We start from the raw sequence: 26,924 nt of genomic DNA, 5'->3' as shown, positions 1-26,924 counted from the left end.
GTATCGAGCTGCGGGACCGCCGCGCCGACATAGGTGAACGACTGTCCGGCTCCGGGGAAACCGCCTGCGGCGAAGGGGATCGCCCGGACGGTGATCCGGCTGCGCTCGGACTGGTCGAGAATGTGTTCCAGCTGTGCGCGGGTGACCTTGGYGCCGCCGGAGGCGGTCAGCGCGGGGGCGAGCCCCCAGTCCCCGCCGTGTTCCTCCACCGCGGCGGCCAGCAGCCACATGCTGGCGCTGCGGTGTTCCCGGCACTCCTCGGACTTCTCGGGCGACGCATGGGCCGGGTGCTGGTCGTAGAGGGTGATCCGCAGCGCGTCGAACTGCCAGTGGACCCGCAGGAGCATCTCCCGGTCCGGCGTGAAGCGGTAGGCGGCCGCGACGAGTTCCGAGGTGGCGAGGACCGCCGTCTCGGCGAGTTCGGCGAGACCGTGCCGGCTGAGCAGTTCATCCACGGCACGGCGGGCGAGGCCCGCACAGAAGGCGCCGCCCGGCAGGGCGAACGAGTAACTGAGGTTGTCCGCCGCCGGTGGTTGTGGTCCGGCGGGTGCGAGGGCCGGGAGACAACGCAGTGCGCCCTTCATCAAGTGCTGCTCACATTTCTGGTACGTGTGGTGACGATCACACACAGGGGCGCGGTCGCCCCGTGTGAGACTTGCGCTACCGACCGTAGCGTACGCCCGGAGCACAGTGCTACTACTTGTGTGGTTCCGGTCATTTCGCCGCCCATCCCGTGAGGACCCACACCGTGCCACCCAGGACCACTCCGACCGCACGACAACAACGCCTCGGATACGAACTGCGCAAACTGCGCGAGCAGTCGGGGATGACGGCACAGCAGGCCGCGGCGCTGCTGGGCGTCGACCGCACCCGTATCCCCAACATCGAGTCCGGCCGGTTCGGCATCAGCGCCGAGCGGGTCCGCACGCTGGCCTTCAACTACGGCTGCCCGGACACGGGCCTCGTGGACCTGCTGGCGGAGATGGCCACGGAGCGGGCCCGGGGCTGGTGGGAGGAACATCGCGGGCTGCTGCTGCCGAGCCTGCTGGACATCGCCGAACTCGAGTTCCACGCAGTGGAGTTGCACACCGTCACGACGACCCACATCCCCGGCCTGCTGCAGACCGAGGAACACGCGCGCGCGGTCTTCGACACCGCCGACCCCCGACTGCCGGGCCCGGACCTGATGGCCCGGCTCTCCCTGCGACTGCGCCGCCAGGAAGTGCTCGAACGGGACCGGCCACCGCTGTACGAAGCGGTGATCCACGAGGCCGCGCTGCGGATGCAGTTCGGCGGCCCCAAGGTCACCCGCGCACAGCTGGAACACATTCTCGACCAGTCCGAGCGCAGCCGGATCACCGTCCGGGCGATCCCCTTCGCCGCAGGCGGTTTCCCCGGAGCCGGACAGTCGTTCACCTATGTCGGCGCGGCGGTCCCGCAGCTCGATACCGTGCAGCTCGATTCCTCGCACGGTTCCATGCTGCTGGACGCGGATATGCAACTGCGCCGGTACCGGGGCCTGTTGGAGCGCCTGCGTACGCTCGCACTGCCCGTCGAGGAATCACGTGAATTCATCCGATGCATAGCCCAGGACCTCTGAGGAGAGAGATCATGAACGACATCTGCTGGGACGAAGCCTTCTGCAGCGAGGGCGCGAACTGCTTCCGTTTCGGACTCGACGACCAGGGCCGCGCGTACATCGGCTCCACTACCGACCAGGCCAGCTACGTCTGCGACTCCGTGGAGGCGCTACAGGCGCTGATCTTCGCGGTGAAGGCGGGGGCGGCGGACCACCTGCTCTGATCCGGCCGCCCCGACCGAGCCCCCTCACGCTTCGCGCTCCGAGTACGCCGACTGTTCAGAGCTCATCGCCACGGGGGCCCGGCCCGGCCGATCATTCGTTTTCCTCCCGCACTCACGCCCTGTCCACCCACTCGCATGACCCTCTGTATACATGCCTGACCTGCGCTTATGACACTGCGTGAACGACTGTCGCCCGGACGGGCTTGGCGGGGACCTTACTGCCGCTTTAACCTACGGTCTCGTAACCTACGAAGCCGTAGGTAATTCTCCCGTCCCCAGGAGCCCCCGTGACGATCACCTCTGCCCCCCTCGGCAGTTCACAGGCGTGGACCGACGCCCAACTGCTGTACGCGCTGGAAGAGGTGGTGGAGAAGGAACTCAACCGCCATCTCAAGGTCGCCAAGGACTGGATGCCGCACGAGTACGTGCCGTTCTCCGACGGCCGGAACTTCCCCGGCATCTTCGAGGACGGCCAGGCCTGGGAGGCCGAGCAGTCCAAGGTCACCGACATCGGCAAGATCGCCCTGGTCGTGAACCTGCTGACCGAGGACAACCTCCCCAGCTACCACCACGAGATCGCCTCGCTCTTCGGACGTGACGGCGCCTGGGGCACCTGGGTGCACCGCTGGACGGCCGAGGAGGGCCGCCACGGCATCGTGATGCGCGACTACCTGCTCACTTCGCGCGCCGTGGACCCGGACAAGCTGGAGCAGTTCCGCATGGCACACATGGCGGAGGGCTTCGAGTCCGACAACCGCCACTCGATGCTGCACTCCGTCGCCTACGTGGCGTTCCAGGAGCTGGCGACCCGGGTCTCGCACCGCAACACCGGACATCAGTCGGGTGACCCCGTCTGCGACCGCATGCTGGCGCGGATCGCGACCGACGAGAACCTGCACATGGTCTTCTACCGCAATCTCCTCGGCGCGGCCTTCGAGCTCGCCCCGGACCTGACCATGCAGTCCGTGCGCGATGTCGTCGTGAACTTCCGGATGCCCGGCCACGGCATGCCCGGGTTCGAGCGGGCCGCAGCGCAGATGGCGATCGGCGAGATCTACAACATGCGGATCCACCACGACGACGTCATCCAGCCGGTGCTGCGCTACCTGAGGGTGCTGGACATCGACGGTCTGGGCCCGGAGGGCCTCCAGGCGCAGGAGGAGCTCGGTCTGTACATGAACGGCCTGGACAGCGAGGCGTCGAAGTTCGACGAGAAGCTCGCCGCGCGCAAGGTGCGCATGGCGGCCCGCGCCCAGGCCTGACGCCCGCGCCCAGGCCTGACGGCCGGCCCGGCTGTCCCCCCGCACGGGGGCGGACCTCATCGGTCCGCCCCCGTGCGGGGGTGAGCCCTGCCCCGGGGCGCGCGGACCGTACCCTGTGCCGGTGAAACCTGTGACCCGTGTTGTTCTGTTCGGTGCGCCGATAGCCGTCGTCGTCTCCCTGCTCTTCAACAGCGGCGGCAACGCGAAGCTGCCCACGAGCTCTCCCACCGCGAAGGCGTCGGTCACCGCGTCCGCACCGGCCGACCCGTTCGTCGCCGCGGACGACGACGAACGGCGCGAGCTCCACGCACGCGTCGCCGCGATGCCCCCGGGGCTGGCCGAGCCGAAGATGCGCGAGATCGCCTGGCAGCTGCTGGCCAGCGCGGAAGGATCGACCCTGGACTGGCGCAGCCAGTACGCCACGATCGAGGACACCGGCGACGGCACCGGCTACAACGCCGGAATCATCGGCTTCAGCTCCCGTACGCACGACATGCTCACGTTCGTCGAGTCGTTCACCGCGGACCACCCGGAGAGCCCGCTGGCGCCGTTCGTCCCGGCGCTGCGCGAGGTCGACGGCACCGCATCGCACGAGGGACTGGACCCCGGTTTCACGGCCGCGTGGAGGAAGTCGGCCGAGGATCCCGCCTTCCGCAGTGCCCAGGACCTGGTCCGGCTGAAGCAGTACTTCGAACCGGCCGTCCAGCTGGCGAAACTGGACGGGCTCGGCACCCTGGGTCAGTACATCTACTTCGACGCCATGGTTCTCCAGGGTCCCGGCTCCGAGGCGGACTCCTTCTACGGCATCCGGAAGGCAGCCGCGGAAGAGGCGGACACGGTCGCGGAGGGCGGCGACGAGACGGCCTACCTGGACGCCTTCCTCGAAGCGGCCCGGACCGTGATGAAGTCGAAGAAGAACCAGCAGGACACCTCGCGCCTCGACACCGCGCAGCGGGTGTTCCTGGAGGACGGGAACCTGGCTCTCGAACCGCCGCTGACCTGGAAGATGTACGGCGAGACCTTCCGCATCCCGTCCTGACCCGGGTGGAGGCGGCCCGGCCGTTGCAGTCGTCACCCGATGGCCGCGCACCCACCTCATGGCGTCGACCCGGGATGATCCGCCGCATGTGCGGCCGCGCGGCCCAGACGGTTCGCGGCCGCGGGTTCCGCGGCGTTCACGCAGACGCGCAGGCCGATGCAGCGAGGGCCGAAGCGTCACACGTCGGGGGAGCGTTCACGCCTGGTCGCGCTCGACTCTGCGGAGCCGGTCGCGCTCCTTCTCGGAGAGACCGCCCCAGACGCCGAAGCGCTCGTCGTTGTCGAGTGCGTACTCCAGGCAGGCCAGGCGTCCCTCGCAGGCGTTGCAGAGCTGCTTGGCCTCACGGGTGGAGCTGCCGGGGGCGGGGAAGAAGAACTCGGGCCCCGTCTGGGCGCACAGCGCTGTCTCCTGCCAGGCGAGAGCGGGGTCGGTCGCGGTGTTGATCAGCATGGGCACACAGTGCCCTGCCGCGATAAACGACTGATCAACGATCCATCAATCGTCAACGGCGCCCATCAGCCGGCCGGGCGCGCCGTGCGCGACGCACCGGTCACTGGATGCTCCGGATCACGGCGAACGCGGCGCCGTACGGATCCTCGACGTCGGCGAAGGTGCCCACGCCCTCCATCTCCGTCGGTTCCAGCGTCAGCTTGCCGCCCAGTTGCTCGACGGCCGCAGCGGCGGCGTCGCAGTCCTCGACCTCGATGTACGGCAGCCAGTGCGGTCCGGCGACGGCCCGGACGGGTACGGCGTCCAGCGGGACGAGTCCGCCGAAGGAGGTCTCTTCACCGCCACCCGCCGTCCTGATGACGGTGTACGCCCCGCCGCCGCCGGGATAGGGCGTCTGCGTGGTGTCCCAGCCGAAGACGGCGTCGTAGAACGCCGCGGCGGCCGGCACGTCCGGGGTGTAGAGCTCGGCCCAGCAAAGGCTGCCCTGCTCGTTCACGATGCCGAGGCCCGGGTTCTGCCTCGGCTGCCAGACGCCGAAGTAGGCCCCGGCCCGGTCGGTGAACCCGCCCATCCGGCCGTGGTCCAGGACGTCCATCGGCTCGAACGGCACCGTCCCGCCGGCTTCGCGCACGGCCCGTGCGGTGGCCGCGACGTCCGCCGACCGGAAGTACACCGACCAGGACGGCTTCGCCTGCTCCTCGGTGACCGTCATCGCGCCGCCGACCGTCTTCCCGTCCAGCAGGAACATGCCGTAGCCACCGGTCTCAGGGCCTCCGGCTTCGAAGTCCCAGCCGAGGAGAGCGGTGTAGAACGCTCTTGCCCCCTCGAGATCCGGTGTACCGAGATCCATCCAGTTCGGCGATCCGTCAACAAAACGGGTGGTGAGCATCGTGCGCCCCTTCGGTGGTCCCGTTCTCGCACAGCAGGAAACCCTGACTCTCCGAGTCTTGCACCGGGCACTGACAACCGCAGTGCCGACGTTGCCGCGGGACCGCCTCCGGCCGGATGTGCCGGCTCGGGCCGGCGATCCAGGGGTCGACGGTCACCGCCGTAGACAGCACGCTCACGGCGAGCATGAAGGCGGCGGGGTGGTGCGGGCCGCCGGTGTCCGCGCAGCCGGCGCGGCCCGGACACCAGACCTCCGGTCACGAGCGGACGACCCGTTCCAGCGGGGCCGCCGCCTCGCTCAGGAGGCGGCGCTCCTCCTCCGTTCGCGCCGGCGGGCACCGGCCGGCGCGTGATCGTCAGCGGGTGACCCCCAGGGCCGGCAGTACCGTCTCCGCGACCCGGTACGCCTCCTCCAGCAGCGGGTTCCCGGAGAGGATGAACGTGTCGACGCCGAGGTCCTCGAACTCCTTGAGCCGCTCGACGACCTGAGCCGTCGATCCCACCACCGCGGTACCAGGTCCCGGCCGGAACAGGCTCATGCCCGGCCACATGTTGGGGTGGACCTCCAGCTCACGGGCGCGCGCGGGCACCTTTCCGCCGTGCTGGCGGAACTGCCGCTGCCAGCCGACGCCGTCCTCGCCCGCCCGGTCGCCGAGCTGACGGGCGTAGGTCGCGTCGCTGGTGACGTCGAGGAGCCGGTCGGCCGCGGCCCAGGCCTCCTCCTCCGTGTCCCGGACGATCAGGTGCAGCCGCAGCCCGATCCGGAGGGTACGGCCGTACGCGGCGGCCCTCGCCCGGACCTTCTCCAGCTTCTCCTTCAGCAGGTGCGGCGGCTCTCCCCAGGTCAGGAAGACGTCCACGTGTTCGGCGGCCATCTCGATGCCGGGGTCGGACGAGCCACCGAACCAGAGCGGGATGTGCCCGTCCTGGACCGGCTTCAGCTCGCGGAAGGAGGCACCGGCGTTCCTGAGGTCGTAGAAGCGGCCCTTGTGGTCGAAGACCTCGCCGGCCGTCAGCCGCTTCACGATCGACCAGTACTCCGCGCTCAGCTCGTACCGCTCGTCGTGCTCCACGTGCAGTCCGTACTCCCGCAGCGACTTCGTCGAGCCGTTGACCACGTTGAAGCGGAGCCGGCCGCCGAAGAGCGTGTCGAAGCTGAGCGCCATCTTGGCGAGCAGTGTCGGCGGGATCAGCCCGGGGTGGACGGCGAGCAGGGGTTTGAAGCGGGTGCTGGTCGAGGCGGCCAGTGCGCTGCCGAGGGGCCAGACGTCGTACAGGTCGGTGGCGAGCAGCGCGCCGCTGTACCCGAGCCGCTCGACCGTCCCGGCCAGCTGGGCCAGGTATCCGAGGTCGACGGGGCGCCGGCCCTCGGGCTCCCAGGGATAGGCGCCTTCGCGCGGAATGATGTACCAGAGGACTTCGGTCGCCATGTCGTCATACCGCCTTGTCGGCTGTGGCGCGGGCACGGGCCTGGGCGACGGTGACCGGCCGGTCGATGAATCCGGTGCGGTGGAAGATGTCGGCGGCCTCCTGCTGCTCGGCGATGAAGGCGTCGGAGACGGGCTCGATCGTCCAGGGCAGCGAGGCGAGGGCGGTCTCCCAGTCGTCGGCCGAGCCGCCGAGGTCGGCGGCGGCGATCTCGGCGGCCTGCCGGGGGTGGGCGGCGGCCCACTCGTCGGCGCGCCGCAGCGCCCGGGTCAGGGCCTCGATGACGTCGGGCCGGGATTCGGCGAGGTCTCGGCGGGTGAAGAACACGGAACGGTCGCTGATGACGTCGCCGGTTCGGACCAGGGTCCGCAGTCCGCCGGTGCGCCGGGCGGCCGCCAGCTCGGCGCCCTGGGCGACCCAGGCGGCGATCGCGCCGGTGCGCAGCAGTTCTTCGCTGTCGGTGGTGCTGCGGACGGCCGTGATGTCCTCGGCGTAGGACAGCCCGGCGTCGTCGAGCGCCTTGGCGATGAGATGGGTCTGCCAGGATCCGATCGCCAGGTGCACGGTCGCGTCCTTGAGGTCGGCGACGCTGCGCACGGGGCTGTCCTCGGGCACGAGGAGCGCGCCGTGTTCGGGGCGCGGCGCGGAGACCGCGGTGTAGACGATGTCGTGCCCGGCGGCCTGGGCGGTGACGGGCGGGGTGGAGCCGGTGCCGCCGAAGTCGATGACGCCCCGGGTCAGGAGTTCGCCGGTGCGCACGCCGTTGGTGTACGGGTGGAAGACGACGGTCTCGCCCAGCGGGGCCAGTTCCTCCTGGGCGAAGCCCAGCCGGGACAGGTGGTACAGGTGGTAGAGGGACGGGTTGCTGCTGTGGACACCGATGGTGAGGGTCATTCAGATCACTCCGGCTTCGGCGGGTACGGGGGACGGAAGGGAAGGTGCGGGGGCGTCGACGCCGAGGTCGGCCAGGAGCCGTCGGCGTAGCGCGGCGAACGCGGGGTCGCCGGGATCGCGTGGCCGGGCGATGTCGATGGTCTCGTCGGTGACGAGGCGGCCGTCGCGCAGGACGGCGACCCGGTCGGCCAGCCGTACGGCCTCCTCGACGTCATGGGTGACCAGCAGGACGGCGGGCCGGTGCCGGCGGCACAGCTCGCCGACGAGATCCTGCATCTTCAGCCTGGTCAGCGCGTCGAGTGCGGCGAACGGCTCGTCGAGAAGCAGGAGTTCGGGCTGGCGGACCAGGGCGCGGGCGAGTGCGACGCGCTGGGCCTCGCCGCCGGAGAGGGTGGCCGGCCAGGCCTCGGCGTGCCGTTCCAGGCCGACTTCGGCCAGCGCGCGGAGCCCGTCGGCGGAGCGGTTGCGGGGCAGGGCGACCGTCACATTGGCCAGGACCCTCTTCGACGGGACGAGCCGGGGTTCCTGGAAGACGATGGTGCGGGCCTCGGGGACGAGGACCTCTCCCCCGTCGTCGCCGTCGAGGGCCCCGAGGATGCGCAGCAGTGTCGTCTTGCCGCTGCCGCTGGCACCGAGCAGGGCGACGAACTCGCCGCGGGCGATGTCGAGCCGGAGACCGTCGAGGACGGCACGGTCGCCGAACGTCCGGCGCAGTCCCCGTACCCGGACGGCGGGTTCGGAGGTCGGATCGGTGGTCATCGGGTGGCTCCCTGGGGGGTGCGCCACGGCATCAGCACGCGTTCGAGCAGCCGTACGAGAATGTCGGCGGTCAGTCCGAGGAGCCCGTAGACGAGGATGCAGACGGCGAGGATGTCGGTGCGGGCGTAGCTCTGCGCCTGGGACATCAGATAGCCGATACCGGCGGTCGCGTTGATCTCCTCGGCGGCGATCAGTGCGATGACGCTGAGCGTCATCGACAGGCGCAGTCCGGCGAGCAGCGACGGCAGGGCACCGGGCAGGACGACTTCGCGGACGAGGGCGAGGCGTCCCATGCCGAAGCTCCGCATGGCCTCGATGAGTTTCGGGTCGGTGTTGCGCACGCCGCTCGATGTGGACACGTACATCGGGAAGGTCGTGGCCACGGCGATGAGGAGGATCTTCGCCGTCTCGTTGATCCCGAACCAGACCATGAACAGCGGCACCAGGGAGAGGAAGGGGATCGTGCGCAGGGTCTGGAGCGAGGAGTCGAGGAGTTCGTCGCCGAGCCGGGTGAATCCGGTCGTGATGCCGAGAACCAGTCCGGCGGCGAGGCCGATGAGGAGCCCGAGGCCGGAGCGGGTGAGGGAGGTGGTGAGGGCGTCGGGTAGCTGGCCGTTGCCCCACAACTCGCCGACCGCCCGCAGTACTTCGGCGGGAGATGCCAAAACGTCGGCGGTGAGGACTCCGGTGGCGGAGGCCGTCCACCACAGCACCAGGAGGGCGACCGGGCCGATGGTGCGGACGGTCAGCGCGTAGCCCCGGCTGCGGTTCCTTCCGGTCCGGGGGCGCGGCCGGACGAGTCCGGCGGGCGCAGCGGTGTCGCTCATGTCAGCTTCCCGACGTCGAGCAGGTGCGCGGCGACGTCGACCCGGTCCTTGGTGACGTTCTGGTCGGCGTAGAACGCGGCGACGTCCTCGAAGCGCGCGATGTCCTCGGGCCCGATGGGATCGACGGTCCCGCCCTGCGCGGTGAACCCGGTCTGGACCTCCGCGGCCTTGCCGGTCACGGCGGTCGGGCCGACGTCCGTGAAGACGTTGAGGTACGCGGCCGGGTTCTGCTTCTCCTTGGTGCTCGCCTCGTGGAGGTACTGGTAGAGGGCCTGTACGACCTTCGGGTGCTGCTCGGCGAACTCGGTCCGCACGGCGTTGAGGCTGTAGTTGTCGGAGCCGATCGCGGCGCCGTCGGCGACGAAGTGCGCCTTGCCGCTGCCGATCTCGGCGACCGCGTACGTGGCCCAGACGGCCCAGGCGTCGACCTTGCCGGCGTTGAAGACCGCCGCCGTCTGGTCGGGGCGCAGATAGACCCGGGTGACCTTGTCCGCCGGGATGCCTGCCTTGGCGAGGGCCTTGAGCAGCAGGTACTCGCCGGTGCCGCCCTGGTTGACGGCGACCTTCTTCCCCACGAGGTCGGCCACCGAGCCGATGTCCGAGCCGTTCCTGACGAGGATGCCCTCCCCCGCGGCGTCCGGGTCGACGGCGGTGAAGAACTTGAAGCCGGGCCGCTGGGCGAGTGAGGTGATTCCGGAGGTGATGGAGCCGGTGGCGATGTCCAGCTGGTCCGCGTTCATCGCCTGGGCGGCGGGGGCGAACGGGCCGGCGCTGCCGGTCCACCGCACCTTGGCGCCCGCCTTGGACAGGGCTTTGTCGAGGCTGCCGTCCTTCTTGCCGAGGGCGAGCACCCCGGAGTTTCCGGGGTCGGGGATGCGGACGGTCACCGTGGCCTTCGAGCCCTCCGCGGCGCTGTCGGCCTCGGAGGTGCCGCAGGCGGTGAGGGCGACGAGCGCCGAGACCGTGAGGAGCGCCGGAACGGCGGTGGTGCGCAGTGGTCGGGCGAGATTCATGACGAGGGTTCCTCTGGGATCGGGGGCGCGGAGGTGCGGCGTACCAGTGCGGCGGCGCGGCGCAGCGGTTCGGGGTCGGCCCACGCCGCCACGTCGACGGGTTCGGGCAGGAAGCCGTGGGCGCGCAGCCCGGCCTCCTGTGCGGCGAGCAGGGCGAGGCGTTCGGCGGACAGGTCGGGGTGGAGGGTCAGGTGGGTGCCGGGCCGGTAGGCGCCGGCGACTCCGTCGGCGCCCGCCCCGGTCTCGGCGCCGAGGATGCGCCGGACCTCGCCGGGCTGTCCGGCGGCCCAGTCGGCCGCCCTCAGCAGGACGGCGAGGAAGCGGTCGACGAGGTCGGGGTGTTCGTCCAGGAGCTGCTCGTGGACGGTGATGGGACGCGGGGTCCCGTTGTTGACGCGGAAGCGGCGGTCGGGCAGTTCGTCGAGTTCGACGGCGACCTCGGCGCCGGCCCGGCGGGCCGCCTCGACGGCCACCGCACCCTTCACGTACACGGCGTCGACGTCGCCGCGCCGCAGTGCCACGAGTTCGGCCGCCCACTGGCCGCCGTTCCCGTCGGCGGGTACGTCGACGAACGAGGCGTCTTCCAGGGCGAGTCCGGCGGAAACGAGCGCACCCTCGAAGCCGCGCAGGGCCATGGCCCGCCAGAAGTCGATGGCGATGTCGTGCTTCGGCGCGGCGAGGCGCAGCCCGCGCAGTGCGGCAGCGCCCCGGATCCCGGAGCCGGGCGCGACCAGGACGGCCTGCCGTTCCTCGATCCAGGTGAGGCCGACCAGCCGGGTGCGCTCGCCGCGTGAACGGGCCCACAGGGCGGGCACGTTGCCGCCCTCCCGGAAGAGGCCGGGCAGGGCGTGGGTGTAGTGCGCGGCACGGTCGGCGTCCGGGGAGGCGTCCTGGAGGGAGCGCACGGAGATGCCGTCGGCGGCGAACTCGTCGGTGAGCCACTGCCGGTCGGCGGCGATGCCGGTGGCGGTGGGCACGGGACAGCGGGTGAACCAGAGGGTCCGGGGCAGGACGGCAGGCGTCATGGAGTCTTCCCGAGGATCGGCGAAGCAGGGGGAGCCCAGGGGCACGGCACGTACGTCCCGGATCCGGAACGCGGATACGTCCCGGAGCGGGGAGGTACGTACGGCACGAGCCCGTGACGCGTCGGATCGACGCGTCAGGCGTGAAGAAAGTACGTGGGGAGAAGAGCGTGTGCGAAGGGTCAGCGACAGGCGGCGCTGGAGACGCGGGCCAGGTCGATGTGACGGCGCAGCGTGAGGGCGAGCAGGACCGGAGCGGTGCGTGCGGAGTACGCGGATCGGCGGCCGGTCATGGCACTGCTCCCTTCAGCTCGTCGGTGGTGAGGGCTGCAGCCTGCCACGGGGGGCAGCCCGCCCACAACTTGCTTCCCATGATGTGGGATTGGGTATGAACGGCGTGTTTCACCAGGAGATTCGGGCCCCGATCGACTCCCGCAATGTGGCAAGGTCGGACCCCGCATCCCCCTGAGCGGAGAGTGAATCCCATGACCGAGGCCGCAGCGGTACGCGCTCCCGGTGGGGCGCAGGCGGTACAGCGCGCCCTGGACGTCCTGCACTGTTTCCACGACAACGGGCCCGATCTGAGCGCCTCCGATCTGGCCCGCCGTCTCGCGCTGTCGGTCTCCACCGCCCACCGGCTGGCGCGCACCCTGCTCGGTGCCGGGTTCCTGGAGCAGGACGCCCGGACGTCCCGCTACCGGCTGGGGCCCGCCGTGACCGAGCTCGGCCGGCTCTCCTACCACCAGCGCGGTCTGCATCTGGCCGCCCCCGAGCTGGCCGATCTCGCCGAGCGCACAGGCGCCACCGCCGACCTGGCGCTGCGCAGCGGGCCGCACGCGGTGATCGTCGCGGGCGGTTCGGTGACCCCCAAGGTGGGGCTGCGCCGGCCGCTGCACTCCACTGCTCTGGGCAAGGTCCTGCTGGCCTGGGCGAGGCCCGGCGAGGGCGGCCCTTCCTCGCTGCCGCCACTGCCCGCCTTCACCGACCGGACGATCGTCGAACCGGCGGCCCTGGAGGCGGAGCTGGCCCGGGTGCGGTCCGACACCTATGCCGTCAACGACGGCGAGTCGGCCCATGGGGTGCGGACCCTGGCGGTGCCCGTGCTGGACGGCGCCGGGTACGCCCGTTTCGCGCTGGCGGTACGGGCCACCCCGTCCGTGATCACCGAGGAGCGCGGCGACTGGTTCCTGGCGCGGGCGCGTTCCTGCGCGCGTGCCCTGGAGGTGCTGCTGCTGTCACCGGCGGAGCGTCGGCCGCCCGCGCCCTGAACCGTCCGCCGGGCCTGGCTGTCAGTCGCGCATGGGACGATATGAGTCGCTCCGGGCGGAAGCCGGGCGCAGCGGCAAGGCGGCGGGGACAGAAGGTACGACATGACTGAGGCCGGGTCCACGGAGGGCGGGGCGCCGACCGGGCGGGCGGCCCGTGAACTGCTGGCGCGGGCCGACGGGCTGCTGGAAGCGGCGCGCGGCGTTCTGGCGGATCACACCCGCGCCGTGGGGGCCGTGCGCACGGCGCTGGATCCGCTCCTCGACGCCCTCGTCCGCAAGGAGCTGTCGGCCATCCCGGTGTCCCGGCTCAAGGACGTCACCGAGGGCCGGCTGCGCCTCGGCGCGGTCGAGCAGGCAGGCTTCACGACGGTGGAGCAGGTGTACGGGGCCGGCCGGTACGAGCTCCGCCAGATTCCCGGCGTCGGTGCGCAGACGGCCGACCAGACCCTGGCCGCCGCGGGCCAGATCGCGCACGCGGTGCGGGACACCGTCGCCCTGCGGATAGACGTGGACACCCCGGACGATGCCACGACGTCCCTGGTCACGGCGTTGTACCGGCTGGTCGAGGCCGGGCCGGACGTGCGGCGGGCCGTGGACGGGGCCCGGCGGCTGGCCACCGGCCTGGAGCCGTTGCTGGCCGCTGCCGGACCGGCCCGCGGGCGGCTGCGGATGGCCTTCACCCGGCGGGAGGCGCGGGCGCGCGTGCTCGAAGCCGTCGCGCACGTGCGGGCGGCCGTCGCCGATGCGGTGGAGCGCGGACTTCCGCCGCTGTTCGCGCAGGTGTCGGTGGACCTGCTGCGGGACCCCGGGTCCGATGTCGCGGCCTGGGTCGACTTCGAGCTGCGGTCCGCGGAGTACTACAGCCTGCTGGCGGAGATGTCCGGCACCGGTCCCGACCGGGACGCGGCGGAGGGGTTCCTGCCGTCCGGGATCGCCGACCGGGTGCGCGGGCTGCGGCTGGACGACGCCCGGCTGCGGGTCTCGCTGCGCGGCTACCAGTCGTTCGGCGCGCGCTTCGCGCTCGCGCAGAAGCGGGTGATCCTCGGGGACGAGATGGGGCTCGGCAAGACCGTGCAGGCCATCGCCGCGCTGGCCCATCTCGCGGCGCGCGGGGAGACGCACTTCCTCGTGGTGTGCCCCGCGAGCGTGCTGATCAACTGGACGCGGGAGGTCCGTGCCCGCTCCACGCTGCGGCCCCTGCCGGTGCACGGACCGGAGCGGCAGGAGGCGTTCGCCGAGTGGCGCGAGAGCGGCGGGGTCGCGCTGACCACCTTCGACGCCCTGCACACGCTCCCCCGCGCGGGCGAGAGCGGGGTGCGGCCCGGCATGCTCGTCGTCGACGAGGCGCACTACGTGAAGAATCCAGCCACCCGTCGTGCCCGTGCCGTGTCCGGCTGGTCGGAGGGGACCGAGCACGTGCTCTTCCTCACCGGCACGCCCATGGAGAACCGGGTGGAGGAGTTCCGCAGCCTGGTCCGCCATCTCCAGCCCGAACTGGCCCCGTCCGTCAGCACCACGCACGGCGTCGCCGGCTCGCACGCCTTCCGCCGGGCCGTCGCCCCCGCCTACCTCCGCCGCAACCAGCAGGACGTGCTCACCGAACTGCCCGCGCTCGTACAGGTCGACGAGTGGGAGGAGTTCAGTGAGGCCGATCAGCAGGCGTACCACGAGGCGGTGGCCGCCGGGCACTTCATGCGGATGCGCCGGGCCGCGTACGCGCACCCGGCCACGTCCGCGAAGCTGAACCGGCTGCGGGAGCTCGTCGCGGAAGCCGAGGACAACGGCCTGAAGGTCGTCGTGTTCTCCTACTTCCGCGAGGTGCTGGACACGGTCCGCCAGGCCCTGGGGGACGGGGTGTTCGGCCCGCTGTCCGGCAGCGTGCCGGCCGCGCGGCGCCAGGATCTGATCGACGGCTTCGCCGCGGCGGACGGCCACGCGGTGCTGCTCAGCCAGATCCAGGCGGGCGGGATCGGGCTGAACATGCAGGCCGCGTCGGTCGTCATCCTCTGCGAGCCGCAGATCAAGCCGACGATGGAGCACCAGGCCGTGGCCCGCGCGCACCGGATGGGCCAGATACGCACGGTCCAGGTGCACCGGCTCCTCGCGACGGACAGCGTCGACCAGCGGATGCTGGACATCCTGGCCCGCAAGGAGCGGTTGTTCGACGCGTACGCACGGCGCAGCGACGTCGCCGAGACGACGCCGGACGCCGTGGACGTGTCGGACGGTTCGCTGGCCCGCCGCATCGTCGAGGAGGAACAGCAGCGCCTCGCCGCGGTGGCGGACGCGGCCGGCTAATGGCCCTCGTGCGCCGATGCCTTCGCCGAGGGGTCCGCCTCCGGCGCTGACGGCATGGCGTGTCCGTCGTGCCCCGGCACCGTCCCGTCCGCCTTGGCGACCAGCAGCATTCCGGCCATGCCCATGTCGGAGTGGCTCTGCACATGGCAGTGGTACATCCAGGCCCCGGCACCCACGTGTTCACCCGCGATGACCTGGAAACCGAAGGAGTCCGCAGGCCCGACGATCTTCGTGTCGATCACCCGGCTCGGATCGTCGGGCCCGGTGAGCAGGCCCGTGCGGTTGTCCGCCCAGCGGTGACCGTGGATGTGGAACGTGTGGTAGTACTCGCCATGCGTGATCATGACAACTTCGAGCCGGTCCCCCACCGTGGCCTCGAAGTCGGGGCTCTTGTCGGCGGGTTTGTTGTTGATCGTCATGTCGTTGAAGACGATCGTGATGGTCTTGTCGGGCAGGATGTCGCCCTTGCGCCGCACGACCACCGGCCCGTACAGCCCCTTGCGGATGCCGCCCGTGCCGTGGTCCGTGCCGACGACGTGGTCGTGGTAGTGCCAGTAGCCCGCGCTGCCCGGCTGCCAGGTGCCGTCCTTGCGCCGGCCCGGGGCGTGGGTTCGCCAGGTGTACGTACGGGTCTCGCCCGGTTCGACGATGCTCCGGTTCATCCGGGTGCCGTCGCTCGCGATGTCGTAGTCGACGCCGTGCGCGTGGAGGCTGGCCGCCACGTCCATCGTGTTCTCGAACTCGATGTGCAGGGTGTCGCCTTCGTTGATGTCGATCAACGGCCCGGGAACCGATGCCTTGCCCTTCTCGAACCCGTAGCCCATCGAGCCGTCCGCCAGCTTCTCGGCGTACAGCTTGAGATGACGGACCACTCCTCCCGCGGGTGCCGTCCGGGGTGGGTTCTCCGCCGAGGTGGCCTCGATCGCACCGAGAGACAACGATGTCACTCCGGCCGCCGCCGCCACCCCGCCGCCCATCAGAACCCGCCGGTTGAAGCTCCTTCGGTCCATGTCGAACTCCCCACTGTGGGATGGATGTTGCGGAGATCGGGCCATACCGTAGCCGGGGCGGCTTCGTTTATCCACACTAAGGACAAAGTTGGTGTCATTGCTGCCATAGCTATTGGCGAGTCGCGAAAAGAGGTCTAGCTTCATGCGCTGTTGCAGTGACCGATGCTGTTGCAGCGACCAAAGAGGGGTGGGTGACCACATGCAGCGCACACCACATCACAGGTCCGGATCACGACGCGGACTCGCGGCGGCCGTGGCGGCCGGCGCATTGACCGCGTCCCTGCTCGGCGGCAACGCCGCCAGCGCCAGAACGGATCCCGGCGCGCCGGAGTCCATGGCGACAACGTTGTCCCTGCCGTCGCCACCGGGCGGCGCCAACGTCAAGGTGCTCGTCTTCCATGCCTCCGCCACCGAGGAGTCCCCGACGGTCGACGCCGGGATCGCGGCGATCGAGAAGATCGGGCTCAGCGGGCCGGAGGCGGGCCGGTTCAGGACCGTGGCGTCCGACGACCCGGCCGTGTTCACCAACGGCAAGCAGCTCGGGAAGTACAACGCCGTCGTCTTCCTGACGGGTGGCGGCGACGTCCTGGACCCGGAGCAGGAGGCCGGTCTCGAGGCGTACATGGAGGCCGGCGGCGGCTTCCTCGGCATCCATGACGCGGCGCGCACCGAGCCGTACTCGGACTGGTTCACCGGACTGGTCGGCGCGCGTCCGGCGGCCGGCAGCCCCACCTCCGTACAGCGTGCGACGGTGGAGATCGGCGACCGGCAGCACCCGGCGACGAAGAACCTGCCGCTGGAGTGGAAGCGCCCGGACAAGTGGCTGAACTGGAAGGACAATCCGTCCGGGGACGTCCACACCGTGGCGCGGGTCCGGGAGATCACGTACAAGCCGGGCACGAGCGCCAACGGGTGGGACCACCCGGTCTCCTGGTGCCGTGACTACGACGGCGGCCGGTCCTTCTACACCGCCATGGGCGGCACGGTCGACAGTTTCGCCGAGGCGGACTTCCGTGACCATCTGCGGGGCGCCCTGGACTGGACGACCCGGATCTCACAGGCCGACTGCAAGGCGACGATCACCTCCAACTACACGGCGGAGAGAGTCACTCAGCCCAACCAGCCGGGCAAGAACGACCAGATCGGCGAGCCGCACGGCCTGGTGACCGCCCCCGACGGACGGGTGCTGTACATCGGCCGCGGCGGCGCGGACAGCAGCGTGCCGGTCGTCACCGACTGGACCGACCCCGACGTCGGCAAGGGCCTCGGCCAGATCCACGTCTACGACCCGGAGACCAAGAAGGTCACCCTCGCCGGGGAGCTGACGATCTTCGGCAACAAGGGCGGCGGAGACGAACTGGTCAAGGTCGAGGAGGGTCTGCTCGGCATCGAGCTCGACCCGGACTTCGAGAAGAACGGCTGGGTGTACCTGCACTACACACCCCATGACAAGCTCGACCGCGACAAGCAGATGGCGGTCCGGCAGGTCTCCCGCTTCACCCTCGACCTGGCGACGAACAAGCTGGACCTCGCCTCCGAGAAGGTGCTGCTTCAGTGGCCGGTCCAGGTCCACAGCTGCTGCCACGCCGGCGGCGGCATGGCGTGGGACTCCAAGGGCAACCTGTACATCGCGACCGGTGACAACAACTCCTCCGGATTCAGCGACGGTTACTCGGGCAACAACCCGCAGCCCAACTACAAGGGCGTCTCGTTCGCCGACGCCCGCCGCACCGCGGGCAACACGAACAACCTCAACGGGAAGATCCTGCGGATCCACCCCGAGGACGACGGCACGTACACGCTCCCCGCGGGCAACCTCTTCACCGGCAAGGAGCCGGACGAGGGCGGCGGCAAGACCCGCGGTGAGATCTACGTGATGGGCGTGCGCAACCCGGCCCGGATCTCGGTCGACAAGTCGACCGACACGCTGTACGCGGGCTGGGTCGGCCCCGACGCGGGCGCTCCGAGCACCACCTGGGGCCCGGCCAAGTACGACACGTTCGCCGCGATCACCCAGGCGGGCAACCACGGCTGGCCGTACTGCATGGGCAACAAGCAGCCCTACCGGGACCGCAATCTGCCGGATCCGGGCAAGCCGCTCGGCTGGTACGACTGCGACCACCCCAAGAACGAGTCGCCGAACAACGACGGTCTCGTGAAGCTGCCGCCGATCACCTCCAACACCATCTGGTACTCGCCGCAGGGCGGTGGCGTGGACTACCCGCGCGACGAGAACGGCATCCCGAGCTACAAGGTCGAGGACCAGAAGGAGCTCCTGCCGTGGCTCAAGGGCGGCGGCCAGGCCACGATGAACGGCCCGGTCTACCGGTACGACGCGGCGAGCACGAGCGCCGGCAAGTGGCCGTCGTACTGGGACGGCAAGTGGTTCGTCGGCGACTTCTACGACGACACCCAGCCGCGGCACGCCGTGCTGACCGATCCGAAGACGGTCGGCAAGGGCGGTCTGCCCACCCACGCCGAGTCGCTCAAGGAGATCATCCCGGTGGGCGCGGACGGCATCCGCAACCTGATGGACTGGAAGTTCGCCCCGGACGGTTCGCTGTACGTCCTGGACTACGGGCGCGGCTTCTTCACCTCCGACTCCAAGTCCGCGCTGTGGCGTGTGACGTACAAGGGCGGCGCGGCGACCCCGGCCGTCAAGGATCTGGCCAGGAAGGCGGCAGTGCAGTGAGTCACCGTTCGATCTTCTTCCGGAGGCGGCTGAGGCCCGCGCGGCTGTGGCTCGCGTTGCTGGGGTCGTTCCTGATGGTGCTGGGGCTGACGTCGACGGCGGCGTACGGCCGTGCGGCGGCGCCGGCGGACGCGGCGGCCGACCAGGTGCTGACCTGGACGGCCGGCAATCCCATCGACCACTACCTCTCCGCGCCGAAGACGGCGGTGGCCGGCAAGGCGACCATCGTCTTCGAGAACAGCGAGGCGACCGGCAACACCACGGGCATGCCGCACACGCTGACCTTCAGCGTGTCGGACCCGGAGTTCAACAACGACGTCCCGCTGAACCTGCTGGCCAACCCGGGCGACGACCAGGGCGGCAAGCAGACGGCGGAGGTCACCCTCTCGCCCGGCCGGTACTTCTACCACTGCACGATGCCGGGGCACGAGGCGATGCAGGGCATCCTGACCGTGACCGACGGGGGCGGCGGTGAGGACACCACCGCGCCCGAGACCTCGGCGAAGGTCGACGGCGACAAGAACGCCGACGGCGCGTACATCGGTCAGGCCACGGTCACCCTCGCCGCCACCGACGAGGGTTCGGGCGTCGACACCGTCGAGTACGCGGTCGGGGCGGACGGCGCCTGGCAGCCGTACACCGTGCCGGTCGTCGTGAACGAGGTCGGCGCGCACACCATCCGCTACCGCGCCACCGACAAGGCGGGCAACGCGGCCGCGGAGAAGACGGCCGAGTTCACGGTCGCCGCTCCGCCGACGGACGACACGACGGCACCCGAGACCTCGGCGACCGTGTCCGGGGAGAAGGACGACCAGGGGCGGTACCTGGGCATGGCGACGGTGACCGTCACCGCGTCCGACACCGGTTCGGGCGTCAACACCATCGAGTACGCGCTCGGGGCGGACGGCGCCTGGCAGGCGTACGCCGGTCCCGTCATGGTCCACGAGCCGGGAGCGCAGAAGGTCCGCTACCGCGCCACCGACAAGGCCGGCAACGCGGCCGCGGAGAAGGCGGTGGACTTCACCGTCGTCGAGCCGCCCACCCAGGACACGACGGCACCCGAGACGTCCGCGAAGGTCGAGGGCGACAAGAACTCGGACGGCGCCTACCTCACCAGCGCCAAGGTGACGGTCACCGCGACCGACGCCGGCAGCGGGGTGGACAAGGTCGAGTACTCCTTGGACGGCGGCCCGTACCTCGCGTACACGGCCACCGTCATCGTCGACCGGATCGGCTACCACACGGTCGCCCACCGGGCCACGGACAAGGCGGGGAACACCTCCGAGGCGAAGCAGACGTCGTTCACCATCGCGCAGAGCGGCGGCGTTCCGGCGCCGAACTGCCCGGAGTTCGACGAGCGGCTCACCGTCATCGTGGGGACCGTCGCCACCGGGGTTCCCAACCGCATCACCGGGAACCGGTGCACGATCAACGAGCTGATCGAGGACGAGAAGGACTGGTCGTCGCACGCGCTGTTCCTCAAGCACGTCGACACGGTCCTCGACAAGCTGCTGACGGCCGGGGTGATCGACGCCCGCGAGCACAAGAAGATCTACCGGGCGGCCAAGCAGTCAGGCATCGGCAAGCCGGGCCAGGACGAGGGCTACCGCAAGCTCTTCGACGGCACGGCCGCCTCGCTCGCCAAGTGGCAGCAGGTGGGTGGCGGGCAGTTCGCGCTCAACGAGGCGGACAGCGCGATCACCAGCTCCACCACGGTGGACGGCATGGGCATGCTGTGGTTCCCGGGCCGCCAGTACGGGGACTTCTCGCTGAAGCTCCAGTGGCGGGACGACGCCCCCGGCACGGGCAACGCCAACGGCGGGGTGTTCGTACGCTTCCCCAACGTCCACGACAATCCGGAGGAACCGCGTCCGGAGTGGGCCGCCATCAAGTTCGGTCATGAGATCCAGGTCAACGACCGGCCGGACGGCGACATGTACAAGACCGGTTCCGTCTACGGATTCGACCGGGTGGGTCTCGCCGGCGCCGGGGTCACCCCCAAGGGCACCTGGAACGACTACGAGATCCGGGTGGTGGACCAGCACTACTCGATCTACCGCAACGGTGTCCTGCTCAACGAGTTCGACAACACCGGCGGTCAGCTCTTCGAGCCGCCGCGGGGTGACGACCCGGGCACCGACGGCCGGCGGTACGCCTCCGGCTACATCGGGCTCCAGGTCCACAGCACCTCGGACGTGATCTCCTACCGGGACATCCGGATCAAGGAGCTGTAACGGCACCGTCCGGCATCAGGTGGCCGCGGCCGCATGCTCGGGCATGTGGTCGCGGCCTCCCGGGTGCCGGTGGCGCCACACCCAGAAGACCGTGATGGAGACCAGGCACCAGACCGCCAGCACCAGGAAGGGAAAGAGCTTCTGGTGGCCCTGGTAGTAGACGGCGGTGTGCTGGGCGTTGACGGACGCGCCCGGCGGCAGCCAGCGTCCGATGTGCCCGAGCAGTGACGGCAGCAGCGGCCAGGACACGGCCCCGCCCGAGGACGGGTTTCCCAGCAGCACCATCACGCCCCAGGTCGGAAGCATGGCCCACCGCCCCATCAGGGTGTTGAACATGGTGAAGACCATGCCCGAGGTGAACATCGTGAACGCCAGGATCAGCCAGGACTCGGCGAAGGGCAGATCGACGGCGCCCAGCAGCCAGTCCACCACCGCGGCGATGGCGAAGGCGCCCAGCAGCGAGTAGGCGATGGTGAAAGCGATCCGTTCCAGCGGGATCAGGCTCCTGGCGTGCACGCTCAGCTGGATGGAGCCGACGAAGCCCACGATCACGGCGGCGAGCGAGATGTAGAAGAGCGCGAGTCCGCGCGGGTCACCCTTCTGCAGTGGTTTGACGTCCGCGYCGGCGACGGGGATGTTCAGCGCGTCACCCACCTTCACGGCCGATTCGGCGAGCAGTTGGGCGACGGCGGCGCCGGAGGCACTGGCCACGTCGAGCTCCACCCCGCGGCTGCCCGAGCGCACGATCGTGAAGACCTCCTGCTCCTCCAGCGCCTCACGTGCCGCGGCCGGCGTCCGGTAGACGTGGATGACGAGGGAGGCGTCGAGGGCCTTGTCCATCGCGGCGACGAACTCCTTGCCGCGGGCCGTGTCCGGCTGGCTCACCACGGCGGTCGGAATCCGGTGGGGGGTCGGATTGGCCATGGCGTACGTGTACGAGCCGGCGAAGAGCCCCGCGGCGGCCGCGAGGATGAACAGCAGGACCGTCGCCGGGAAGTAGGGCGACTCCTTGTACGCCGCCCATTTCTCACCCCTGGTCAGCGGCCTGCCGTGCGCCCCGTGGTGTGTCTCCCGCGGTGCGTCGTGGTGCGCCTCGGGCTCCTGGCCGGATGTGCTCATGCGTCGCTGTCCTCGTCGTGGCGGGCGCGGCTGGGCTGTACGCGTTTCGGTTCGCCCGGCATCTTGGGGTACTCCGGCGGGTAGGGCAGGTCGCCGGGGCCGCCGTCGCTCTCGTGACGGTCGGCGAGCTCCAGCAGTGAGTCGAGGCGGAAGGCCTCCTGGTCCATGTCCTCGTGCACATCGCCCAGTTCCGCGTAGCGCACGGGCATGGTCCGGATGTCGAAGTCGCGCGGTTCGGCGTCGTCGATCTCGTCCCACCGCAACGGGGCGGAGACCGGGGCGTGCGGGCGGGGGCGTACGGAGTAGGCGGAGGCGATCGTGCGGTCCCTGGCCGTCTGGTTGTAGTCGACGAAGATCCGTTCGCCGCGCTCCTCCTTCCACCAGGCGGTCGTCACCCGGTCGGGCATCCGGCTCTCCAGCTCGCGCCCCACCGCGATGGCCGCCCGCCGGACCTCGGTGAACGTCCAGCGGGCCTCGATCGGCACGAAGACGTGGATGCCCCGGCCGCCTGACGTCTTGGGCCAGCCGCGGAGCCCGTGCTCGTCGAGGACCGACCGCAGCTCATGGGCGGCCCGGACAGCGTCGGCGTAGTCGGTGCCGGGCTGCGGGTCCAGGTCGATGCGCAGCTCGTCGGGGTGGTCGGTGTCGCCGCCGCGGACGGGCCAGGGATGGAAGGTGAGCGTCCCGAGGTTGGCCGCCCAGATCACGGCGGCGACCTCGGTCGGGCACATCTCGCGGGCGGACCGGCCGCTGGGGAAGGCGATCTCCGTGGTGGGGATCCATTCGGGGAGGTTCTTCGGGGCGCGCTTCTGGTAGAAGAACTCGCCCTCGACCCCGTCCACGAACCGCTGGAGGGTGGTGGGCCGGTTGCGCAGGGCGCGCAGGATTCCGGGGCCGACGGCCAGGAAGTACTCGGCGACGTCCCGCTTCGTGTAGCCCTTCTCCGGGAAGTAGATCTTGTCCGGACTGGACAGCCGTACGACCCGTCCCGCTGCTTCCAGCTCCACCGCTTTGCCCGCTGCTGCCATGTCGGCCACGGTAGGCCGGGCACACATATGCCGCATATCGGAAGACTCCGGTCGCCGCACGGTTCACAATCAGGGCATGGACCTGCCGGTGATGCCGCCCGTGAAGCCGATGCTCGCGAAGTCCGTGAAGCGCATCCCGCCGGGCATGCAGTATGAGGCGAAGTGGGACGGCTTCCGGGCGATCGTGCACCGGGACGGGGACGAGGTGGTGATCGGCAGCCGTACCGGCAAGCCCCTGACCCGCTACTTCCCCGAGCTGGTCACCGCGGTCCGGGAGAATCTGCCGCCGCGCTGCGTCGTCGACGGCGAGATCGTGGTGGCGTACGACGGCCGGCTGGACTTCGACCGGCTGAGCGAACGCATCCACCCGGCCGACTCCCGGGTACGGCTGCTGGCCGGGCAGACCCCGGCGAGCCTGGTCGCGTTCGATCTCCTCGCGCTGGGCGACGACTCGCTCCTGGACACCCCGCAGTCGGACCGGCGGACGGTACTGGAGGCCGCGCTCGCCGATGCGTCGGCCCCGGTCCATCTCGCTCCGTCGACCACCGATCCGGCCGTGGCGCGGGAGTGGTTCGAGCGGTACGAGGGGGCGGGCCTGGACGGGGTCGTCGCCAAGCCGCTCGATCTGCCCTACCGGCCGGACACCCGCGCCATGTACAAGATCAAGCACGAGCGGACCGCCGACTGCGTGGTGGCGGGCTACCGCTTCCACAAGAGCGGCCCGGTCGTCGGCTCCCTGCTGCTCGGGCTGTACGACGCGAGCGGAACCCTGCAGCACGTGGGCGTCTGCGCGGCCTTCCCCATGAAGCGCCGTGCCGAACTCGTCACCGAGCTCGAACCTCTGGTGACCGATGTTGCCGGGCATCCGTGGGGTTCCTGGGGCGACGCCGAGGCGCACGAGGGTTCCCGGATGCCCGGCGCACCGAGCCGCTGGTCGGGGAAGAAGGACATGTCCTGGGTGGCGCTGCGTCCGGAGCGGGTCCTGGAAGTGGCGTACGACCACATGGAGGGCGACCGCTTCCGGCACACCACCCAGTTCCGCCGGTGGCGGCCGGACCGCACCCCCGACAGCTGCACGTACGCGCAGCTGGAAGAGGTGGTGCGGTACGACCTGGCCGAGGTGCTGTCGGCGGGCGGCTGAGACCACCGCCCGCCGGGGCTCAGTCGGCGGCCGGCGGCACCGATGCCGTGGAGCACGGCTCCTCGGTGTCCGTCGGGTCGGGCGCGGGCGTCTGTGCGGTGCCCGCGGTGTCCGTCGGGTCCGGGGACGCCGGGTCCGCCGGGCAGCCGGGCTCCCCCGGGCCGGACGGCGTGGTGCCGGGATCGGGAGTGGTGCCCGGGTCGGGAGTCGTCGTCGGGTCGGGAGTCGTCGTCGGGTCGGGACTGGCGGAGCCGGTGCCGGTGGGGTCGGGCGTGGTGCCCGGATCCGGGGAACCGCCGGGGTCCGGGGAGTCCGTGTCGCCCGGCGAGGGGCTCGTGCCCGGGTCCACGGTTCCCGGGGCGGTCGGCCGCGTGGAGTGACCGGGCTGCGGGCCGACCTCGATGCCGCCACCGCCGTCGCTGTCCACGCCTCCCGTGCCCGGTCCGCCCACGGGGTGCGTCGGCTCGTTCGGGCTGCCGGCGCCGGGGCTCCTGGGCACCGTGCCCCGGCCGTCGGGCACCACGTGGATGCCGTTGCGGTAGAACGCCAGCCAGGACAGCACGGTGCGCAGATAGACGTCCGAGTGGTTGTAGCTCAGGATCGCCCGGTCGAGGTCGGCGCGCACCGTCAGATCGCGGGTGCCGGCGCAGAGATAGGCGCCGGCGGCCAGGGACGCGTCGTAGATGTTGCCCGGGTCGCTGCGCCCGTCGCCGTTGCCGTCCTTCGCCCAGTGCGCCCAGGTCGAGGGGATGAACTGCATCGGGCCGACCGCCCGGTCGTAGGTCCTGTCCCCGTCGTACGCGCCGCCGTCCGTGTCGGGGATGTTCGCGAACCCGGCGCCGTTGAGCACCGGTCCCAGGATCGGGGAGAGCGTCGTGCCGTGGCTGTCCACCCGGCCGCCGGCCGCGTGCCCGGACTCGACCTTGCCGATCGCCGCCAGTAACTGCCACGGCAGCCGGCAGCCCGGGTCACTGCGTCCCAGCGCGCTCTCCGCCTTGCGGTAGGCGGCGAGCACCGTGGACGGGATACCCGCCTCGGCCCACGACTGGACGACGGCCTTGCTCTGCTTCACGCCGGGCTTCGGCGGCTCGGGGCTCTTCAGGGGCGGGAGTTCGGTGTGGTACACATCGTCGTTGGGTACCTGTGACCACTTGACGTCGTCCGTCTCCGTGTTCCGCTGCTGCGCCTCGTCGTGCGCCACGAGCCCCGGCGCCTGGGACGCGGTGAGGGCTGCCATCGCGGCGACGGCGGCTGCGGTGCCGCCGATTCCGCGGCGCATGGTGCCGTTGAACCTCATGCGTGCTCTCCTCTCCCCGGGTCACCGGGTGAACGTGTCGATGGCAGATATCCGCCAGGTGCCGCCCCGGCGAACAGCGTCCACGGCGAACATGGCCGCGGCGTACGTGGTCTCCTCGGACTTGCCCGTACGGGTGTTGCTCTGGTCGGCGAAGATGATCAGCCGGGCGCGGTCGCCGTCGAGCAGTTCCACACCGCTCTCGGTGACGGTCGTGGTGAGGACGAGCTTCTGCTTCGGCGCCTGCGCCCGTACCTCGGCGAGCATGTCCTCGTGCTGCTGGACGGCCTTGCCCGTCAGGTACTTCTTCACCGCGGCGTCGGCCTTGGCGGGCGAGGCGTAGTCGAACGAGAACACCGCGCCGACGGCCTCGGTGATCTGCCCCTTCACCTCGCTGGTGCGGGCGATGTCGGTGAGCGCGGTGTTCTGCCGGCCCGGTTCGTCGTTCAGGGCGGCGGCCGAGGCGAACGCCCAGGCGGCGAAGCAGAAGCTCGTCCTCACCACGACCGTCACCGAGAGCGGTGTGGAACTGCTCGACGGCGACCGCGCCCGGCTGATCATCTTCGCCGACCAGAGCAACACCCGTACGGGCAAGTCCGAGGAGACCGCCGGCTGCCGTGGCAGTTACTGGCGGCGATCGGCAAGGTCGAGTCCGGGCACGCGGCCGGCGGCCGGGTGGACAGCCACGGCACGACGCTCTCCCCGATCCTGGGACCGGTGCTCAACGGCGCCGGGTTCGCGAACATCCCCGACACGGACGGCGGCGCGTACGACGGGGACGGTGGCCAGGCGGCGCTGCCGGTTGACGAGGTGACGGGTCGTCGACATGTCCGGGTTCCTCTCGGTGCGGGTGGGAGTCGGTGACGTCAGCCGTCAGCCGGCGGTGTTGCCGACGGGTGCCTGGCCGAGGGCGCTGAGCTTCCACCCTTCGGAGGTACGGGTGAGCTGGCCCAGCATCCGGCTCTCCTTGACCGCGGGCTCGCCCTTGGGCGCGGTCACGGTCACCCGCAGCGCCACCATCACGCCCGCCTTTCCGGCCCGTTCGTCGAGCTCGGTGACCGCGCCGGACAGCACCTTGGCCGTGCTGACGGTCTTCGCCTCCTGGATCTGCTTCACGAACCCGTCCCGCCCGTCCACGAGTTGCTGGTGCAGGTCCCCGGTGGTGGAGTCCTCCCAGCTGTCGAGCCCCTGGTCGAGCCGCTCGTGATCGAGCGTGTTCATGTTCTGCACGGCCTGCTCGCCGGCGGCCYGCGCGTCGTCGCGGACCTGGGCGTACGCCGCCGAGTCGTCGTGGGCCGCCTGGTACCGGGTCACTCCGCCCCAGCCCGCGGCGCCGGCCGCCGCGACGGTCAGCACGATCGCTGCCGCCACCAGCGGGTTCCTCGTCATCCGTACCCGTGCCATCGCTGCCTCTCCCTGCCGGCCTGTCCGTGCTGTGCCTGCTGCCGTGTGGTG

The 26,924-nt window shown here is 70.7% G+C and carries 24 protein-coding genes and 1 pseudogene; 9 read left to right on the top strand and 16 right to left on the bottom strand.

Going from position 1 to position 26,924, the window contains the following annotated elements:
- On the bottom strand, window positions 1-584 hold a 584-nt coding region (locus EAO72_RS10210; RefSeq protein WP_222724083.1), incomplete at its 3' end, for a Scr1 family TA system antitoxin-like transcriptional regulator.
- Window positions 585-748: 164 nt separating this feature from the next.
- On the opposite strand from EAO72_RS10210, the gene EAO72_RS10205 reads away from it, so the two are divergent.
- The 4 genes from EAO72_RS10205 (at window position 749) to EAO72_RS10190 (ending at window position 4,104) form a co-directional block, all read left to right on the top strand.
- The gene (locus EAO72_RS10205; RefSeq protein WP_148016936.1) at window positions 749-1,600 is read left to right on the top strand and encodes a Scr1 family TA system antitoxin-like transcriptional regulator; all 852 of its coding nucleotides are present in this window, start codon (window positions 749-751) and stop codon (window positions 1,598-1,600) included.
- Window positions 1,601-1,611: 11 nt separating this feature from the next.
- Window positions 1,612-1,803, top strand: a complete 192-nt coding sequence (locus EAO72_RS10200; protein ID WP_148016935.1) for a hypothetical protein — start codon at window positions 1,612-1,614, stop codon at window positions 1,801-1,803.
- A gap of 287 nt (window positions 1,804-2,090) precedes the next feature.
- Entirely contained in the window at window positions 2,091-3,065 is a 975-nt protein-coding gene (locus EAO72_RS10195; protein ID WP_148016934.1) for an acyl-ACP desaturase, read from the top strand.
- Window positions 3,066-3,195: 130 nt separating this feature from the next.
- The gene (locus EAO72_RS10190; RefSeq protein ID WP_148017219.1) at window positions 3,196-4,104 is read left to right on the top strand and encodes a chitosanase; all 909 of its coding nucleotides are present in this window, start codon (window positions 3,196-3,198) and stop codon (window positions 4,102-4,104) included.
- Window positions 4,105-4,299: 195 nt separating this feature from the next.
- On the opposite strand, the gene EAO72_RS10185 is transcribed toward EAO72_RS10190, so the two are convergent.
- From EAO72_RS10185 to EAO72_RS43795, 9 genes are all read right to left on the bottom strand, one after another.
- Entirely contained in the window at window positions 4,300-4,554 is a 255-nt protein-coding gene (locus EAO72_RS10185; RefSeq protein WP_148016933.1) for a WhiB family transcriptional regulator, read from the bottom strand.
- 100 nt (window positions 4,555-4,654) lie between these two features.
- Window positions 4,655-5,443: a VOC family protein gene (locus tag EAO72_RS10180; RefSeq protein WP_148016932.1), complete on the bottom strand. Its 789-nt coding sequence runs from the start codon at window positions 5,441-5,443 to the stop codon at window positions 4,655-4,657.
- Between the two features lie 355 nt (window positions 5,444-5,798).
- The gene (locus EAO72_RS10175; RefSeq protein WP_148016931.1) at window positions 5,799-6,872 is read right to left on the bottom strand and encodes an LLM class flavin-dependent oxidoreductase; all 1,074 of its coding nucleotides are present in this window, start codon (window positions 6,870-6,872) and stop codon (window positions 5,799-5,801) included.
- Between the two features lie 4 nt (window positions 6,873-6,876).
- Window positions 6,877-7,764, bottom strand: a complete 888-nt coding sequence (locus EAO72_RS10170; protein WP_148016930.1) for an ABC transporter substrate-binding protein — start codon at window positions 7,762-7,764, stop codon at window positions 6,877-6,879.
- Window positions 7,765-8,523, bottom strand: a complete 759-nt coding sequence (locus tag EAO72_RS10165; protein ID WP_148016929.1) for an ABC transporter ATP-binding protein — start codon at window positions 8,521-8,523, stop codon at window positions 7,765-7,767.
- Complete coding sequence (locus EAO72_RS10160) at window positions 8,520-9,350, bottom strand: ABC transporter permease (RefSeq protein ID WP_148016928.1); 831 nt, start codon at window positions 9,348-9,350, stop codon at window positions 8,520-8,522. Before EAO72_RS10160 ends, EAO72_RS10165 begins: the two co-directional genes overlap by 4 nt.
- A complete protein-coding gene (locus EAO72_RS10155) occupies window positions 9,347-10,363 on the bottom strand; it encodes an NrtA/SsuA/CpmA family ABC transporter substrate-binding protein (protein WP_148016927.1) in 1,017 nt (338 codons plus the stop codon). Before EAO72_RS10155 ends, EAO72_RS10160 begins: the two co-directional genes overlap by 4 nt.
- Window positions 10,360-11,388, bottom strand: a complete 1,029-nt coding sequence (locus EAO72_RS10150) for an ABC transporter substrate-binding protein (protein WP_148016926.1) — start codon at window positions 11,386-11,388, stop codon at window positions 10,360-10,362. Before EAO72_RS10150 ends, EAO72_RS10155 begins: the two co-directional genes overlap by 4 nt.
- Window positions 11,389-11,567: 179 nt before the next feature.
- Window positions 11,568-11,678 carry a putative leader peptide gene (locus EAO72_RS43795; RefSeq protein ID WP_315986300.1) on the bottom strand — a complete coding sequence of 37 codons (111 nt, stop codon included), beginning with the start codon at window positions 11,676-11,678 and terminating at the stop codon, window positions 11,568-11,570.
- A 192-nt stretch (window positions 11,679-11,870) separates the two neighbouring features.
- Between EAO72_RS43795 and EAO72_RS10145 the strand changes: the two genes are divergently transcribed.
- Window positions 11,871-12,653: an IclR family transcriptional regulator gene (locus EAO72_RS10145; RefSeq protein ID WP_148016925.1), complete on the top strand. Its 783-nt coding sequence runs from the start codon at window positions 11,871-11,873 to the stop codon at window positions 12,651-12,653.
- A gap of 102 nt (window positions 12,654-12,755) precedes the next feature.
- Window positions 12,756-14,951, top strand: a complete 2,196-nt coding sequence (locus EAO72_RS10140; RefSeq protein ID WP_148016924.1) for a DEAD/DEAH box helicase — start codon at window positions 12,756-12,758, stop codon at window positions 14,949-14,951.
- On the opposite strand, the gene EAO72_RS10135 is transcribed toward EAO72_RS10140, so the two are convergent.
- The gene (locus tag EAO72_RS10135; protein ID WP_148016923.1) at window positions 14,948-15,961 is read right to left on the bottom strand and encodes a multicopper oxidase domain-containing protein; all 1,014 of its coding nucleotides are present in this window, start codon (window positions 15,959-15,961) and stop codon (window positions 14,948-14,950) included. The two genes, EAO72_RS10140 and EAO72_RS10135, sit on opposite strands and share 4 nt — an antisense overlap.
- A 199-nt stretch (window positions 15,962-16,160) precedes the next feature.
- Between EAO72_RS10135 and EAO72_RS10130 the strand changes: the two genes are divergently transcribed.
- Together EAO72_RS10130 and EAO72_RS10125 are read left to right on the top strand one after the other, a co-directional pair.
- Window positions 16,161-18,653, top strand: coding sequence for a ThuA domain-containing protein (locus EAO72_RS10130; RefSeq protein WP_261991403.1), 2,493 nt, complete (start codon window positions 16,161-16,163; stop codon window positions 18,651-18,653).
- 74 nt (window positions 18,654-18,727) lie between these two features.
- Window positions 18,728-20,887 carry an OmpL47-type beta-barrel domain-containing protein gene (locus EAO72_RS10125; RefSeq protein ID WP_410090233.1) on the top strand — a complete coding sequence of 720 codons (2,160 nt, stop codon included), beginning with the start codon at window positions 18,728-18,730 and terminating at the stop codon, window positions 20,885-20,887.
- A gap of 15 nt (window positions 20,888-20,902) precedes the next feature.
- Here the strand turns inward: EAO72_RS10125 and EAO72_RS10120 are convergent, their stop codons facing one another.
- Complete coding sequence (locus EAO72_RS10120) at window positions 20,903-22,006, bottom strand: ABC-2 transporter permease (protein ID WP_148016921.1); 1,104 nt, start codon at window positions 22,004-22,006, stop codon at window positions 20,903-20,905.
- On the bottom strand, window positions 22,003-23,013 hold the full coding sequence (ligD, locus tag EAO72_RS10115; RefSeq protein WP_148017217.1) for a non-homologous end-joining DNA ligase: 1,011 nt from the start codon (window positions 23,011-23,013) through the stop codon (window positions 22,003-22,005). The genes EAO72_RS10120 and ligD overlap by 4 nt, the downstream gene beginning before the upstream one ends.
- Window positions 23,014-23,110: 97 nt before the next feature.
- On the opposite strand from ligD, the gene EAO72_RS10110 reads away from it, so the two are divergent.
- Window positions 23,111-24,175, top strand: coding sequence for an ATP-dependent DNA ligase (locus tag EAO72_RS10110; protein ID WP_148016920.1), 1,065 nt, complete (start codon window positions 23,111-23,113; stop codon window positions 24,173-24,175).
- A 19-nt stretch (window positions 24,176-24,194) separates the two neighbouring features.
- Here the strand turns inward: EAO72_RS10110 and EAO72_RS10105 are convergent, their stop codons facing one another.
- The 3 genes and pseudogenes from EAO72_RS10105 to EAO72_RS10090 form a co-directional block, all read right to left on the bottom strand.
- A complete protein-coding gene (locus EAO72_RS10105) occupies window positions 24,195-25,472 on the bottom strand; it encodes a lytic transglycosylase domain-containing protein (protein WP_148016919.1) in 1,278 nt (425 codons plus the stop codon).
- Between the two features lie 21 nt (window positions 25,473-25,493).
- Window positions 25,494-25,952, bottom strand: a pseudogene (locus EAO72_RS10100) (hypothetical protein); the annotation flags it as partial.
- A 390-nt stretch (window positions 25,953-26,342) separates the two neighbouring features.
- The gene (locus tag EAO72_RS10090; RefSeq protein ID WP_148016917.1) at window positions 26,343-26,873 is read right to left on the bottom strand and encodes a nuclear transport factor 2 family protein; all 531 of its coding nucleotides are present in this window, start codon (window positions 26,871-26,873) and stop codon (window positions 26,343-26,345) included.
- Window positions 26,874-26,924 lie beyond the last annotated feature (51 nt).

The organism is Streptomyces sp. OR43 (assembly GCF_008042275.1).
Classification (GTDB): Bacteria; Actinomycetota; Actinomycetes; order Streptomycetales; family Streptomycetaceae; genus Streptomyces.
The sequence above is the reverse complement of the archived record's forward strand: the minus strand, read 5'-3'. Positions and strand labels throughout refer to the sequence as shown.

Bases quoted from the DNA above. Each gene is read 5' to 3' on its own strand.
- EAO72_RS10200 (WP_148016935.1), top strand. From the start codon at position 1,612: ATGAACGACATCTGCTGGGACGAAGCCTTCTGCAGCGAGGGCGCGAAC.
- EAO72_RS10185 (WP_148016933.1), bottom strand. From the start codon at position 4,554: ATGCTGATCAACACCGCGACCGACCCCGCTCTCGCCTGGCAGGAGACA.
- EAO72_RS10180 (WP_148016932.1), bottom strand. From the start codon at position 5,443: ATGCTCACCACCCGTTTTGTTGACGGATCGCCGAACTGGATGGATCTC.
- EAO72_RS10175 (WP_148016931.1), bottom strand. From the start codon at position 6,872: ATGGCGACCGAAGTCCTCTGGTACATCATTCCGCGCGAAGGCGCCTAT.
- EAO72_RS10170 (WP_148016930.1), bottom strand. From the start codon at position 7,764: ATGACCCTCACCATCGGTGTCCACAGCAGCAACCCGTCCCTCTACCAC.
- EAO72_RS10165 (WP_148016929.1), bottom strand. From the start codon at position 8,523: ATGACCACCGATCCGACCTCCGAACCCGCCGTCCGGGTACGGGGACTG.
- EAO72_RS10160 (WP_148016928.1), bottom strand. From the start codon at position 9,350: ATGAGCGACACCGCTGCGCCCGCCGGACTCGTCCGGCCGCGCCCCCGG.
- EAO72_RS10155 (WP_148016927.1), bottom strand. From the start codon at position 10,363: ATGAATCTCGCCCGACCACTGCGCACCACCGCCGTTCCGGCGCTCCTC.
- EAO72_RS10150 (WP_148016926.1), bottom strand. From the start codon at position 11,388: ATGACGCCTGCCGTCCTGCCCCGGACCCTCTGGTTCACCCGCTGTCCC.
- EAO72_RS43795 (WP_315986300.1), bottom strand. From the start codon at position 11,678: ATGACCGGCCGCCGATCCGCGTACTCCGCACGCACCGCTCCGGTCCTG.
- EAO72_RS10145 (WP_148016925.1), top strand. From the start codon at position 11,871: ATGACCGAGGCCGCAGCGGTACGCGCTCCCGGTGGGGCGCAGGCGGTA.
- EAO72_RS10140 (WP_148016924.1), top strand. From the start codon at position 12,756: ATGACTGAGGCCGGGTCCACGGAGGGCGGGGCGCCGACCGGGCGGGCG.
- EAO72_RS10135 (WP_148016923.1), bottom strand. From the start codon at position 15,961: ATGGACCGAAGGAGCTTCAACCGGCGGGTTCTGATGGGCGGCGGGGTG.
- EAO72_RS10130 (WP_261991403.1), top strand. From the start codon at position 16,161: ATGCAGCGCACACCACATCACAGGTCCGGATCACGACGCGGACTCGCG.
- EAO72_RS10125 (WP_410090233.1), top strand. From the start codon at position 18,728: ATGGTGCTGGGGCTGACGTCGACGGCGGCGTACGGCCGTGCGGCGGCG.
- EAO72_RS10110 (WP_148016920.1), top strand. From the start codon at position 23,111: ATGGACCTGCCGGTGATGCCGCCCGTGAAGCCGATGCTCGCGAAGTCC.
- EAO72_RS10105 (WP_148016919.1), bottom strand. From the start codon at position 25,472: ATGAGGTTCAACGGCACCATGCGCCGCGGAATCGGCGGCACCGCAGCC.